Here is a 15,014-nt window from a genome sequence, read left to right on the forward strand (position 1 = left end):
AATCTATCTACAACTACAAGCGAGAATAATAACAATTATGGGAAAGATAATAGGTATTGACTTAGGAACTACCAACTCATGCGTTGCTGTAATGGAAGGCAACGAACCGGTAGTGATTGCCAATGATGAAGGACGCAGAACTACGCCCTCCGTTGTGGGTTTCTTAAAGAATGGTGAGAGAAAGGTAGGTGATCCGGCAAAACGCCAGGCTATCACTAACCCAGTGAACACTATTATGTCAGTAAAGCGTTTCATGGGGCGCCATTTTGACGAATTATCCAATGAAATACCTCATTGGAGCTATAAAGTAGCGCGTGGTGAAAACAACACAACACGTATCGATATTGACGGCAGATTATATACTCCTCAGGAGATCTCTGCTATGATTCTTCAGAAAATGAAGAAAACAGCTGAAGACTACCTGGGACAGGAAGTAACTGAAGCGGTGATCACGGTTCCTGCTTACTTTAATGACGCTCAGCGCCAGGCTACCAAAGAAGCAGGTGAGATCGCGGGTCTGACCGTACGTCGTATCATCAACGAGCCTACTGCTGCTGCACTGGCTTATGGACTGGATAAAAAACATGCGGATAGCAAGATCGCTGTATTTGACCTTGGTGGTGGTACTTTCGATATCTCCATCCTCGAACTGGGTGATGGCGTATTCGAAGTGAAATCTACTAACGGTGATACACACTTAGGTGGTGACGACTTTGATAAGGTGATCATGGACTGGCTGGCTGAAGAATTCAAGAAAGATGAAGCAGTAGACCTCCACAAAGATCCAATGGCATGGCAGCGTCTGAAAGAAGCAGCTGAAAAGGCGAAAATTGAACTGTCTTCCTCTCAGGAAACAGAGATCAACCTGCCTTATATCACTGCGGTAGACGGTGTACCTAAACACTTAGTAAAGAAACTGAGCCGCGCGAAATTCGAACAGCTGGCAGATTCCCTGGTGGAAAGAACACTGGAACCTTGCCGTAAAGCCCTGAAAGATGCAGGCATGAACACTTCTGAAATCGACGAAGTAATACTGGTAGGTGGTTCTACCCGTATCCCGAAGATCCAGGAAGTAGTAGAGAAATTCTTCGGTAAGAAACCAAACAGAGGTGTAAACCCGGATGAAGTAGTAGCCGTTGGTGCTGCTATCCAGGGTGGTGTACTGACCGGTGAAGTGAAAGACGTACTGCTGCTGGACGTTACCCCGCTTTCTCTGGGTATCGAAACTATGGGCGGTGTATTCACCAAACTGATCGAATCAAACACGACCATTCCGAGCAAGAAATCTGAAACCTTCTCCACTGCCGCTGACAACCAGCCAAGTGTTGAAATTCACGTACTGCAGGGTGAACGTCCTATGGCTAACCAGAACCGTACACTGGGCCGTTTTATCCTGGATGGTATTCCACCAGCACCGCGCGGTGTACCGCAGATCGAAGTGATCTTCGATATCGATGCGAACGGTATCCTGCACGTAACTGCGAAAGATAAAGGCACTGGTAAAACACAGAACATCCGCATCGAAGCAGGTAGTGGTCTGAGCAAAGAAGAGATCGAAAAGATGAAGGCAGAAGCGAAAGCAAACGAATCATCAGATAAGGAACAGCGTGAAAAGATCGAAAAGCTCAACCAGGCTGACAGCCTGATCTTCCAGACTGAAAAACAGCTGAAAGAATATGGCGATAAGATCCCTGCTGATAAAAAAGGCACTATTGAAACTGCCCTGAACAAACTGAAAGAAGCACATAAGAGCGGCGATGTTGCTCAGGTAGATGCAGCAGTTACAGAAATGAACAATGCATGGACCGCAGCTTCTGAAGAACTGTACAAAGCAACACAGGAAGCACAGGCTAACGGTGGTGCGGCAGATCAGGGACAGCCACAGGGAAGCGCTGCCGGTAACGAAGGCGTAACTGATGCTGAATTCGAAGAAGTAAAGTAACATAAGCATTTTAGGGATATTTTGGTAAGAGGGCAGATCTGAAAAGGTCAGCCCTCTTTTTTGTGGCTATTTTTATATTTTGTGCTTATGCAACTGACACTACACCCGTTCGAATTAAAGTTCAGACATACCTTTACCATCTCGCGTAAGTCCAAAGACGTTCAGCCACTGCTGGTGGTAGAACTGCAGCAGGATGGGCTCAGCGGCCTGGGAGAAACTGCCGATAACTCCTATTACCATATGACCGTGCCTCACCTGATAGATGCTATCAATGCACACAGGGCTGTGATAGAAGGGCACACATTAACGACTCCCGAGGCCTTCTGGGAATTGTTATACCCCCTGTTTAAAGACAACCTCTTTGCGCTTTGTGCGATTGACCTGGCCGCACATGACCTCTATGCCAAGAAACTGAATAAGAAATTATATGAGGTGTGGGGACTCGATATCTCCCACAATCCGATGACCGACTATACGATCGGTATCGATACGGTGGAAAACATGGTCAGTAAACTGGAAGAATTTCCCTGGCCGATCTACAAGATCAAACTGGGTACACAGGATGATATTGCCATCATAAAAGAACTGCGCCGGCATACAAATGCTGTCTTCCGGGTGGATGCCAACTGTGCCTGGGGAGTGGAAGAAACCTTACGGAATGCAACTGCCTTCAAATCATTGGGTGTGGAATTCATCGAACAGCCGATGCCGGCCGAAGATGTGGAAGGCATGAAAAGAGTATATGCGGCATCAGCGTTGCCGCTCATCGCCGATGAAAGCTGTATCACAGAAGCAGATGTGGAGCGGTGCAAAGGGCTCTTTCATGGCATCAACATCAAACTGACCAAATGCGGTGGTATTACGCCTGCCCGCCGGATGATCGATCATGCAAAACGCCTGGGTATGCAGGTCATGACCGGCAGCATGAATGAAAGTACCGTCGGTACTTCAGCAGTTGCCCACCTGTTGCCTTACCTCGACTATGTGGATATGGATGGCCCGCTGTTACTGGCGGAGGATACTGCTGACGGCGTAAAGATCGTGGACGGACGTATCATTTATGCCGACAGACCCGGTACCGGCGCCGTATTGAGATAAAACTATTACCCTCAAATAATGTTACCCGTTATGAAAAACAGACAATTACTGTCCTTTCCTGTTGTGAAACGGACGCTGTACGTAGTCCAGCTGCTCCTGCTTTTAACAATCACCTTCCCGGTCAGCGCCCAAATGCTGGCTCGTATCAGCGTAAAAGCAGGCGCCCGCCAATGTGTGAACCTACCCGTTTCCACGGCGATGAAGGATGAGGTATTATCCCGGCAGGACTCCTTGCAGTTGTTCGAAATACTGCAGGGACGCCGTAACCCCGTTCCTTTCCAGATCACCGGTGGCCAGAATCTGTATTGGATATTGGATGGTAAGACGACTCCCGGAAAGGTGCGCACATATGAGCTGGTAAAAGGCACACCGGTTCCTGCTTTGGCCCGTATGCAGGCAAAAGATAGTGCCGGGGCCCTGGTGTTGGAAGAAGGTAACCAGCATCTCCTGCAATACAATTATAACATCGTAGAACCTCCCGCCGGCGTGGATACCGTCTATCGCCGCAGCGGTTTTATACATCCTCTGTGGGCGCCCGACGGACAAGTCATTACCCAGATACATGCAGAAGGCCACTGGCACCATGTGGGCATCTGGAATCCATGGACGCATACCTCTTTTAAGGGAAAGGAAACTGATTTCTGGAACCTGCAGAAGAAAGAAGGCACTGTCCGTTTCAAAGGGTTTATCAGCCGTACCCAGGGACCGGTATTATGCGGTTTTCAGGCGCTGCAGGACCATGTTGCCTTCACCGGCAAACAGGAAACGGTGGCCATCAATGAGGAATGGGATGTCAAAGCATTTAACAGCAACGGCAACACTATCCGTATGTGGGACATTGACAATACCATGAGCTGCGCTGATACTGCTGGTATCACCCTCCTGCAATACCGCTACGGTGGTGGCTTTGGTCTTCGCACCAACGCGGAATGGAAGGTGGCCAACAGCAAGGTGCTCACTTCCGAGGGTAAGACACGTAAGGACGCTGATAGTACCCGTGCCCGCTGGATCAAGATCACCGGACGTACAGAGAAAGGAGAAGCTGGTATTCTCGTCATGAGCCATCCGTCCAACTATGACTACCCCCAGCCCGTACGTGTATGGCCGGAGAACAGCGAAAGAGGGGAGATCATGATGAATTTCAGCCCTACCAAAATGAAGTCCTGGCAACTGAAATACGGGCAAACCTATCGCCTGTGTTACAGGGTCCTGGTATTCACCAACGATATCTCAAAAGAGGAGGCGGAAGACGCCTGGGAAGCATATGCCAGGCCACCGCAAATCACGGTTTCCTGGAGCGCAGGTCTCTGATGCCAGTAATGGCACTATACAGCCCGAAAACGCCCATAATGATAAAAACGGCTATTACTCCCCAATGACCGGTAGCGCGGTAAATATAAAGCTCTATACGTGTCAGGCGGACGGTTTGCAGTTCACCTGCTGCCTGTGAAAACTGCAGGAAGCGGTAAATGGCAAAACTAAAGCCGATCAGGGCTACTACAGACATCCAGATCACGGTAGTCCAGGAGGCGGGTTCTGTTTCGGGAGGAGTGGGTTGTTGAGGGGTAGTACGCATGTCAACAAGATACAAATAAAAAGATAAAGCCCTGTCCACTTCCGGCGGGCAGGGCTTTATTCGTTTTTTCTGATATGTGTTCTATATAGCTATTCCATGTGATCTCTGGTGACTTGCCTCATACACTGCGGAGAGCAAATCTCTCTTTTCGATGGACTTTTCCAGCCACAAATCTACTGCGCTGTACACGATCTTCAGCGAAGGTGTCAGTACATAAATGGCCGGCACAGGTACATCTTCATTCACACCAGATATCCTGTCCCAGATAGGGTCAGTAGCAGAGTGCAAACCTGCTTTCCCTGCAATCAGATTATGCTGATCCCAGATGCTGGCGAAAGGCAGTTGCAATCCTGCTGTAGCTGCCTCGAAATCCTGCTTTTCATCAGTTGTTACCAGCAGCAGTTGACCACCCATTACGCGAATGTCTGCATATATATCGTTCAGCTCTTCCAGTAACTTCTTACCATAACCATTCCAGTGAATAGAGTGGAAAACCAGTACCAGCGGACGGTCTATCAGTTGTGTAACAGGTTGTAAACCCTGTACAGACTTTAAGATATCTGAAGTGGCAATTATATTCTTCTTATTTATATGGAATGCAGGCAAAGTATCTCCTGCATGTAAAGGACTGATGAGCGTTCTCGTCTTATAGGCTTTCTTCACGTATTCAAGCTCAAACTCAGGAGAAAGATCTGCGTATCTGTTGAAGTTGTTAGACATAAAATAAATTTAAGGGATGGTTGGTAAACAGTGATTAAATAGAATGGTTGTAATGACTTTTATGAAACGGTTGCCGGCGGATAATCAGCGGCAATGAGGTTATCAGCTACAACAGACGTCGGAGGTCTTTATTTTATACTGCATTCGTAAGTGACGCATTTGAACTTGTATTTTACGTGATTGCCTGTATTGACAACACAAATATAGCACTATTTTTCTAATACCCTACAAGTTTTGTAGGGTATTTATTAAGTTATTGATAATCAGTTGTCATATTTTAAAGAATTTGAAAAGTTTTATATTTGATGCTTCTATGTTCATCAAAATAACGCTACATGAAAGGAATTCAGTCAAGTATCATCCCGGCCATCTGTTTACTGGCTATCAGCATGGCAGGATGTAACAGTAATAACAATAAACAGGACAAGGACAAACAGGTGCAGGTAGCTGCCACCAACGATGCGCCCATTATCAGGAATGGTGAATTATATCCCTTTATGCTGGCAGGTGTATACTTCGTACATGGTTACGGCGGTCCTGAACGCACTTTCGATGCGCTGATCAAACCGGCAGTACAGGGAGAACCCGGTTCAGACTCCTTCTCCAAATCCATACAGGCTGCCTACAGCAGGTACTTTATCTTCCCGTTTAAACCGGAAGATGATAAAGAGGGTAAGGAAGCAAAAGCAACGCTGGCCGACTATTGGGATATCCACAATGTTGCAGAACTGGAGAAATCGCTGGACTGGTTACTGGATGAAGGACATCAGGCGCAATACGCGCAATACCGTAAAGCGCTGGATGAAAACGGCGGTGCCGGTGCAGACCTGGCGACTATCGACCTCGCTAAATATAAACTGTCAAAGACAGACATTCCAGGTATACAGTTTATTAAAGGTCATTATACTGAATTCAGCAAGGCAGGTATTAAAGCCTGGGATATTGCCCGTTATATCAACAACATCTGCGTAGCCTATCAGGCAGGTTATTTAAACAGGGGAGAAGCAACTGCCTGGTTACAGAAGGCACCGCAGGTAGTACAGTCGCAATACAGCGACTGGAAGGCTTATTTCAACGATTTTCTGTTGGGACGTGAGTTCTGGGGTGGTAGTGAAAGCGATACTGATCGCTTCAGAAAAGAAGTAGCGGGTATGCTGGAAGGTAAGTACAGCATCTATACTTACATGCCGGTAAAATAATTGACAGTAATAATGTACAGCGCCCGCATCAATTACTGATTCGGGCGCTTTTTATTTTGCTTGCCATTATTCGTTACTGTTACTGCGGATGTGTTGCCAGTATATTACAGTTCCCGCTACAGGCATGCCGTCTACGGGCAATTACCTGCATTGATCCTGTAATTATGAAAACTGGATGTTAAGTCTGTCATAACGTTCGGGCAGGAACTGGTCGCTGATCTTTTTGAATGGTTTACCGCAATTGACGAACATGATATTTTTTAGTTTCTTACAGGCCAATAAAGCTTCCGGATGTTCGATCTTTTTTGAATTGATCACATTTACTTCCTGAAGATCGGGCAAGGTTGTAAATACATTACAATCTATTACGGCAGATATCCCATTCAGGAATACGGTCTGCAGTTTCTTCAGCAGTGATAATTTATCTGTGGGAAAACCTTTATCTGCACCTATTATCGACAATGCCTCCAATGGGCTGTTAATACTTGACATAATATCGAAACCATATGCAAACTCCACTTCCAGGTGTCGCAGGGACGTGAATTGTTCTATGTCTTTCAGGATCTTTCCTTTTTTATCCATGCGGCACGCCAGGTATTCCAGTGAAGGAACATGCTCCTGCGAAATATTTAACAGGGACGGTAATTCTGCAGAACCAAATGTATTGAAGAATATCACCGCCTTCAGCCCTGGCAGTTTGAGCCCCGGCCACTCTGGTAACTGTTTTGTGACCAGTTCTGCATATTCTTCTGTGTTCGATATCATCAGCGTTTTTAATCCCGCCGGAAGATCTTCCTGTTTTATAACCGACAGAAAAGGTAATGGAATTTCCAGGAAAGAAAGCTGTTCCAGCGCTTTTATATATGCCGGGAATTTGCCTTTTCCTGCCTGCGCTTTATTGGGTAATAAGCGCAATGCGTGGATCTTCTTATAATCACCTGCTGCTGGTTCCTGATCCCAGGATAGCCTTGTAGCACCGTCTTCTTCAAATATCCTTGCTCTGTCCTTACTACCTATACAAAGCGTTTCTTTTCCTGACGGATAGTAAGAGATCTTTCTTGTGGAAATGATACTGTCTTTATTCTCCATATTTTCGATTTACCTACATTTAATTCTTCTCTTTGATGCTCTGGCGCCATGGCGCTGTATCAGTCTCTCCGCGTATGGTTTCTTTTTAATGGCCTGGATACGGCTATTCGGATCGTTTAACATCGTGAATCCTCTTGCCACCTGTTTATCATACTCCGCCTGCTCAAAATAACGCAACATATTATTTCTCTGGCTGCCATTTGTGGCAGTACCGAGGTCAACTTTTACATAATGTACCGTGGTACCTGGTTTATTCAGCAGGTATTGTGCATTGGCGTGATCTACATCCGATACACGCTGATGCATACCTTGTGCACCTATACCCGCGCTGCCTACATATGATTCTGTTCCGTTTGTAATAATATATATACCAGGAACGTTAGGCAAGCTTGGGGGACCTGCTACCAGGCCAAATATATCAACCCAGGAATTGGGGTCTTTTACATAACTGTAGAATCTGATACCGCCTAAAGGTGCCGCAGGATCCTGGCTGATATACAGGCCTTCGTCAGGACTGTAATATCTGTACCGATTGTAACATAACCCCGTTTCTATGTCTTCATACTGCCCCTGGTACCTGAACGGTATGAACGTTTTATTGCCTGCTAACTTACGTACGTTTCCATAAATATCCAATTCGCATGACCATATCTGCTCTCCATTTTCATCAAAGGCTTCGCAGGGAGTACCAAGATGATCTGTAATGATGGAATAACTATTCCCATCAACGATCTTTGCCGCGGGTACGGCAGATTCTGCTTCAAAGACCCACGTGGTCAGTGATGCAGCAGGCATGGGTTCCGGTTCAGTGATCACATTTCCCATATCATCAATGAGGGTAACCGGCCGTTGGGAAACGGGATATTTCCATTCATGCAATGGAACATCTCCATCCCATATCCAGCGGGTGATATCCTGCTGGTATATTTTGGCTGTACGCCGGCCTAATGCATCATATTCGAAACTCACTTCCCGTTTGTCGGGGCGTATCACTTTTTTGAGCATGCCGTTCGCATACCATTCGTATCTCCACAATGCAAGATCTTTTGTGAGCTTTTCAATGAGATTACCTTCTTCATCATATTTGAACCTTGCATTGGCTGTTTCCTGTAACTTTCCGCCGGCGTTATATTTCCTGTCATTTCGCTCAGTACTGCGATACAGATTTCCGGCCTTGTCCGGCAGGCGATAATCAAACTGCCCGTTTTCATATTGCGCCCAGGCAAGGTTGCCGAAATCATCATGTCCATATTTAGTAAGTGCGCCATTCTCCAGTGCATTTACTATCTGGCGTAAGCGTTCATTCGCATCCCAGCGATAATGACGGCTGCGTGTTGTGCGTGTACCACTTGTAACAGTATGACTGGCCAACAGTCCCGTCTGATCGTAAGTACGGTGACTTTTAACGCCTCCGGACAGCGTCCTTTCAATTTCAAGTCCAAGCAGGTTACGTTGTATCTGAGCTGACCAGGGCTTGATTATTCCCTCTGCAACAGCTGTTATACCTGTCATTGCGCCTATGCGGTCGCGTTGCAGATCAATCTGTGCCCCCAGTGAGCTGCTGATGCTTTTACGTCTTCCCTGCTTGTCGTAAACACTGCTTACAAGGTGACCGTTCTGCCACTCTTCCCTCACACGGCCAAGTGCATCACGGGTAAACCTGACGGTGTTATATTCATTCACTGCCTCAACAAGGAGACCATTGCTGTCGTAACTGAATATCTCCCAGCTACCATCATGATGTTCGATCCTGGTTGGCAGACCATTGGCGTTATATTCGACATCGGTATATCTACCTCCTGCCCGGCGTACCTTGATCACTTTACCTGCTGCATCCCGCTCGTAATGCTTTGTAATACCATCAAACCCTGTTTCCTGTATAATGTCGCCACGCATATCGCGATGGATCCTGAAAGCTTCTCCATGCTCATTTATCACGGTATTTAGCTCTTCTTCCGTGTTATACAGGAAATGTACCCTGGCATTGTTCTCTTCCCGCGTTTTCAGACTTCCGAGCGGAGTATAGGTATATTTAATATCGCGTTGTTTATCGACAGCGCGTACTACATTATCATATGCGTCATATTGCAGTTGCAGGCGATTACCATCCGGTGTATTGATTTCAATCACACGGCCCAATGCATCATACCGGAACAATTCTTCCTGGCCCAGCGGATTGGCTGCACGCAGACTTCGTCCCCATGCATCATATTGCCAGGTAGCTTCTCCTCCGTCCGGAAGCGTAAGCGATGTTAAGTTGCAGTCTTCATCATATGCCAGTATGGTGGTGCCTCCTTTAAATCCTGCTATTTTGCTGACCAGTCGCCGCTCGTTGTATTCGAACAATAAAAGGGAACCGTCTGCTTCCGTAAGAGAATGCAGTAGTCCGTTGTCTTTATGAAATACATAAGACCTGCTATTGCCCTGTGCGTCTGTAGCTAAGGAAAGATGACCCATATCATCGTAGGCATATACGGATATACTGCCATCTGGCGTAACAATAGAAGTGCAGCGGCCTTCTTCATCATAAGTATAACCTGTTACGTTGCCTTCCTCATCTATTTCCCTGTATATTTCGAAATCCGGTGTATATTCTGTGAACGTAGAATATCCCAGTGGATCTTTCTCCTGGTATACAACAAAATCAGGGGTATAATAGTAGGTAGTGGTTTGCTCCAGTGAATTGGTAACAAGATTGTACCCTTCTTTCGGATAATACTCAATATGTCCCTCTAGTATTCCGCCATCGCCCCATGTATGCACACAACGGCGTTGTTTGTCATACTCCCAGTAAAAAGATTGCCCGTTCCGGTCTGTCTTTTTTGTCATCAGGTGATCACGGTAGATGATGGCAGTAGTCTGTCCCAGCGGATCGATAATGTCTGTAAGATCGCCGGCTTCATTATAGGCATAGCTGATAAGCAGTTTTTCCTGTCCTCGGTGATGGGCTGTTACACGGGTAATACGCCCTGCAGTATCACTGCTGATATGCAGATGCCTGCCAGCGCTGTCTATGATCCGTACGAGCGCTCCACGATGATTATAGTGGAAGCTGATCATGAACTGCGCTTTATTGTGAATACTAGAAAGATGATACTGCGTGATGTCTTGAGATGCTTTACGGAAGGTGTAATACAATCCCTCTTCATGATTATACAGCTGGTATTCGTCAATATCTGTCCGCTTCAGCGTCATCCTTTCATGCCGGTTATAATCGCTGTCGCCACTGCCATATAATGCATCAAACACTGCGCTGCGACCATCTCCCAGCAATACTACCACGGCATCGTCATGCAGGAATTCCTCCACACGCATATCATAACAAAGGTGTGTGCCGTGTCCCAGTGCACCGGTAAATGGGCTATCGCTATTCCATGATCTGTCCCATTTAATGGGGATCGGACCTGGTAATTCAAAATCAGTCCCGTCATAGATGACGATACCCTGTACGAGGTCAACCGGTTCAAACCCTTTTTTACATAATGCGTTACTCAGTTTATTGCTCCCTAATTTTCCTTTCAGCGCATGATTGAATTTGGTGAGTCCTTTCCTGCCTAGCTTACCCAGTCCTTTCATCAATGCGCCAAACCCGAACGACATCACAAGGTTCATCAATACACCTGCCCAGTCGGGCACATAAGGACCGCCCACCATCACCGGTTTGCCAAATGAAAGTGGAATGGTGAAGGAGGTGGGCAGGTACATGCTGGGAATAGGCTTCAGCTTCTTACCTGGTTGCAGGGAAAGAGGAATGCCAATATCGTTACAGGTCATCAGCATATGTCCTGTAGGACTGAGTAATCTACCCTCGGCTTTCACCTTCTTACTACCAAAGAAGTTAACAGAATCGTGGCCGATCATTGGCGCCAGCAGCCACGGTCCTCCCATTGGAAAATGGAATAGTATCACAATGATACCGCTTGTATCACTTACGCCTCTGGGTACGTGATTCACCTTGGTGCTGGCGCCCATAAATGGAATGTAATCCATCGGGTCCAATACAAAACCAATGTAAGGATGGGGTAGGGGAATGGGAAATCCCAGCAGGATAACAATATGTATGTCGAGCCCTATTACGGGAATAAAATGTTTATTGCTGACCAGCATAAGCTTTATTTTTGAGGCTGAAGTGTCTCGGTTTGTTCCATTTCAAGCGGAAGGATCATCGGCTCACGGTTCTTCCGGATAGTATCTACATCTGTTTTCCAGTCATTACCAAACACTCTGCCCATTTTTTCGTCTATGGCCTGCACGATATCATGTTGGCGATGCGCATGTGCATAGTCATAGTAATCACGCAGCAGGTATATATAGATAGATGCGCTGATCTCTTCGTCAGATAGATGTAGACCGGCTTTGTACCCCTTTTCCAGCACGTCATAGTACCTGCCGCTGTCCTTCCTTCTGCACAGCTCTGCTGCCTGGTACCAAGCATTCAGCGACTGTTGTGAGAATTTATGTTGCTCGGCCAATTCCGCCTGTTGAATGAACCAGTTGATAGCTTCCGTAAAACGACGGCGTATCTGTGCATAGGCGCCATGATAGCCATAGAACTGCACGAGGAGTGGCAGACATGCACCGTCTTTCATCTGTACACCCAGTTTGGCAATACGTTGTCCGCGTTCCAGCAGTTCAGGTATTTTCGGGTCTTTCTTAAAATGAAATAACATGCCTGCGTACATGATATGGGCCGTAGCAAACAAACCTTTGTTACCACTCCTTTGTGTGGAGTCCAACGCCTGCTGTCCCCAGCGGTGAAGGCGTTTAATGTCCTTATCTTTCAGCGCTGCACCCATTTCAAACACACATTTACGCAGCATAATCTCCGGGTCATTGGGATTGCCGGTGGTAGCCAGTTTCTGTATAGCACCCTGCAGGTCCATCGGTACATGGATGCTACAGATCATGTCAGGGAACTGACGCTCCTGAAAAGCGAAGTGATCCACATTCACATGATCGATGACCAGCAGTTTCACGCCAGCAGGAATACCTTTCTTCAGCAAGGTAGCGATCCAGTTTTTCATGGCTTTTGTACTGCTGACCTGCCGGGGTATCAATGCAAGTACCAGTTGTTTATGTTGCTGTGGTAATGTGTTCCGGAAGCTGCCCAACAAGGATAACAGTACATCATCCATCGGCGCGCCATTGTTACGTTCCAGCAGCTGTTTAAAAGGGCGGGGATCCCAGGCAAAGAGTGCCCGCTGATTCACCTGTTCTACCAGCGCCATACTTTTTTCATACGTGTTCAGCCAGTCTTTGATCAGGGCTGCACTGTAGGTATCTTCATCTTCAAAGTCTGTGAACTGGGTAACAAATACTTCCGGCAGGCTGCCGTGTTCTGAAGATTCGAGTTTACAGAAACCTTCATACACACGTGCTTCTTCCGGTTTGATGATAAACCGTACAAATCGGAGTGCTGGTTTATTGGCGGTTTTCTCCATCCATTGCCGCTGGATGAGATTGACTAATTGTGCTATAGGATTGTGCTCGTTCATAGGATGTGTTTAACAATTCAGATTGAGCATACCACCTACTATATCAGTAGTTACCTTTCCATCTATTTTCACATTCCCTTTACTGCTGTCAATGTTCACTATCTGCTCACCGGCGGCATAAAGGTTTTTTGTATCAATGTACAGGTTGGATTGGCTGGAAACCGTATTGGCATCGTCTGCCGCAGAGGTAATGGTCTTGGCGCCGCTCTCAATATTGTTGGCCGCATTATCCACCAGTATGCTGGCATTCTGTTCGCCGATGAATACTTTCTCCGACCCTATCAGATGGATCTCTTTGGATTTAAGCTCTATCTTATTCGGAGCTTCCACCACAATATGATCTTCTGTTTTCACTGTGATCAATGTCTGGGAGCTGACTGTAATATTACCTGCACCGTCCATTGCCATACTGCTGCCATTTTTATCGGTCACAGTAATACTACCGGTAGCATCATTCAGCAGTATGGTATTACCACTTCTTGTTTTCAGTGCCTTCATATCATTGCCGGAATTACCATAACTGCTTTTGGCACCGCCATTGTAGGTAGCGCCTATTACAAAAGGTTGTTCGGGGTTACCGCCTTCAAATTCCGTAATCACTTCTTCTCCCACTTCCGGCATAATGAACATACCTTTATCGCCGCCACCGGAGGCTGATACTACACGTACCCATGGCGTCTGTCCCTGTTGCATCCAGCGGAAGCGTACACGGATACGCCCCAGTCCTTTAGGGTCGTTATTGTCGGTCACAACGGCCGATTGCGGCTCTGTATAAGGAATGTTACTGAGGTTCACATGAGGGGCGGCTGCATCAGCAGGAATGCCTTCGAACATATTATGATAGCTACCATTAGCCCCACAATAATGACGGATATTGGTGATCATGAATTCACCATGATGCTGTTCCTGTCCGAACGCAGATTCCTTAATACTCACTGTATCGCCAATACGGAAAGATGGATTGGTGCTGCTGCCCTTGAGGCTCACCATTTTGGCCAACTTACCTTTTTTCTGCAGGGTAGCCAGTTTGTCCATCTGCGATTTCGCACTGCTGTTAAAAGCATAGTTCATCTTATACAAGCCTTCGCGGCTATACAGCTTACTACTGATATCGCTGGCATGTTGTGAGTAGGCGTTGAGCTTACCTGTTTCTTTGGATTGAGTGGTATCTTCCACAACTTTATCCTGGCGGTAATCATATCCATTCAGTTTGGCATTGTTAGGCAATACAGACAACGCGATGTTGAAATCAAGCAGGTCTACCTGGTGTGTCAGTGTCACCTTCTGCGGAGAGAACTTGCCGAAGATCTGTTGTTGGCCGTCATAGAAGAACCATTCTCCATGGCGTTCTGCCAGTCGCGTAATAAAGGTCTGGGAGCTTTCCTTATACTGCACCACATATTTCTGTGTTTCCTTTGTCTCCGGGTTGATGGATGTTTTCAACACATTCGGCGGATAACTCTTAACAGTCGCAGAGATAATATCCGACAAGGACTTGTTCTCATAAGCAGCAATATGCAGGTCATCATCCAGCAGAATGCTGGGGCTGTGCCCACGGATGATACAGTGGCCATGTGTACCATCACCAACTTTACCTGTGGTGATATTGGTCACGAGCCCTTTAAAGATGAGATCTTTGACGCCGGATAATTGTTCTGCGGGCGCTACGGTGATCTCTACTTCTTCACCCAGGAATTTATTGGCAGCGCCAGACATGCCGCCGCCCAGTTTTTCAAACCAGTCGTAGCTCACATATATTTCAAACTCGTGATGGTCGTTGATGTATTGTCTCAACTCGATCGTGTTGAACGTCTCGAATTGTTGTCCGGCTATGGAAAATGAGGTCTTTGTATTCAGTGCCATTGGAAAAATGTTAGGAATTACTAATGGGGTAG

Annotated in this window: 10 protein-coding genes; 4 read left to right on the top strand and 6 right to left on the bottom strand. The window is 46.6% G+C overall.

Going from position 1 to position 15,014, the window contains the following annotated elements:
- Positions 1-37 precede the first annotated feature (37 nt).
- From dnaK to CLV42_RS14345, 3 genes are all read left to right on the top strand, one after another.
- Positions 38-1,942 (top strand): molecular chaperone DnaK, encoded by a 1,905-nt coding sequence (gene dnaK, locus CLV42_RS14335; RefSeq protein WP_106602615.1) that lies wholly within the window; start codon positions 38-40, stop codon positions 1,940-1,942.
- 87 nt (positions 1,943-2,029) lie between these two features.
- The gene (locus tag CLV42_RS14340; protein ID WP_106602616.1) at positions 2,030-3,040 is read left to right on the top strand and encodes a dipeptide epimerase; all 1,011 of its coding nucleotides are present in this window, start codon (positions 2,030-2,032) and stop codon (positions 3,038-3,040) included.
- Between the two features lie 30 nt (positions 3,041-3,070).
- Complete coding sequence (locus tag CLV42_RS14345; protein ID WP_170117514.1) at positions 3,071-4,351, top strand: DUF6807 domain-containing protein; 1,281 nt, start codon at positions 3,071-3,073, stop codon at positions 4,349-4,351.
- Here the strand turns inward: CLV42_RS14345 and CLV42_RS14350 are convergent.
- Both CLV42_RS14350 and CLV42_RS14355 read right to left on the bottom strand, forming a co-directional pair.
- The gene (locus CLV42_RS14350; RefSeq protein WP_106602618.1) at positions 4,323-4,616 is read right to left on the bottom strand and encodes a hypothetical protein; all 294 of its coding nucleotides are present in this window, start codon (positions 4,614-4,616) and stop codon (positions 4,323-4,325) included. The two genes, CLV42_RS14345 and CLV42_RS14350, sit on opposite strands and share 29 nt — an antisense overlap.
- Positions 4,617-4,697: 81 nt before the next feature.
- Positions 4,698-5,336 (bottom strand): peroxiredoxin family protein, encoded by a 639-nt coding sequence (locus tag CLV42_RS14355; protein WP_106602619.1) that lies wholly within the window; start codon positions 5,334-5,336, stop codon positions 4,698-4,700.
- Between the two features lie 335 nt (positions 5,337-5,671).
- Between CLV42_RS14355 and CLV42_RS14360 the strand changes: the two genes are divergently transcribed.
- Complete coding sequence (locus tag CLV42_RS14360; RefSeq protein ID WP_106602620.1) at positions 5,672-6,535, top strand: DUF1266 domain-containing protein; 864 nt, start codon at positions 5,672-5,674, stop codon at positions 6,533-6,535.
- 162 nt (positions 6,536-6,697) lie between these two features.
- Here the strand turns inward: CLV42_RS14360 and CLV42_RS14365 are convergent, their stop codons facing one another.
- Genes CLV42_RS14365 through CLV42_RS14380 form a run of 4 tightly spaced genes read right to left on the bottom strand, consistent with a single transcriptional unit; the run spans position 6,698 to position 14,982 of the window.
- Positions 6,698-7,624 (bottom strand): hypothetical protein, encoded by a 927-nt coding sequence (locus CLV42_RS14365; RefSeq protein WP_106602621.1) that lies wholly within the window; start codon positions 7,622-7,624, stop codon positions 6,698-6,700.
- Positions 7,625-7,633: 9 nt separating this feature from the next.
- The gene (locus tag CLV42_RS14370) at positions 7,634-11,731 is read right to left on the bottom strand and encodes a DUF6531 domain-containing protein (protein ID WP_106602622.1); all 4,098 of its coding nucleotides are present in this window, start codon (positions 11,729-11,731) and stop codon (positions 7,634-7,636) included.
- Between the two features lie 5 nt (positions 11,732-11,736).
- The gene (locus CLV42_RS14375) at positions 11,737-13,119 is read right to left on the bottom strand and encodes a hypothetical protein (protein WP_106602623.1); all 1,383 of its coding nucleotides are present in this window, start codon (positions 13,117-13,119) and stop codon (positions 11,737-11,739) included.
- Between the two features lie 9 nt (positions 13,120-13,128).
- Positions 13,129-14,982 carry a type VI secretion system Vgr family protein gene (locus CLV42_RS14380; RefSeq protein WP_106602624.1) on the bottom strand — a complete coding sequence of 618 codons (1,854 nt, stop codon included), beginning with the start codon at positions 14,980-14,982 and terminating at the stop codon, positions 13,129-13,131.
- Positions 14,983-15,014 lie beyond the last annotated feature (32 nt).

The sequence above is a fragment of the Chitinophaga ginsengisoli genome (assembly GCF_003014595.1).
Taxonomy (GTDB): domain Bacteria; phylum Bacteroidota; class Bacteroidia; order Chitinophagales; family Chitinophagaceae; genus Chitinophaga; species Chitinophaga ginsengisoli.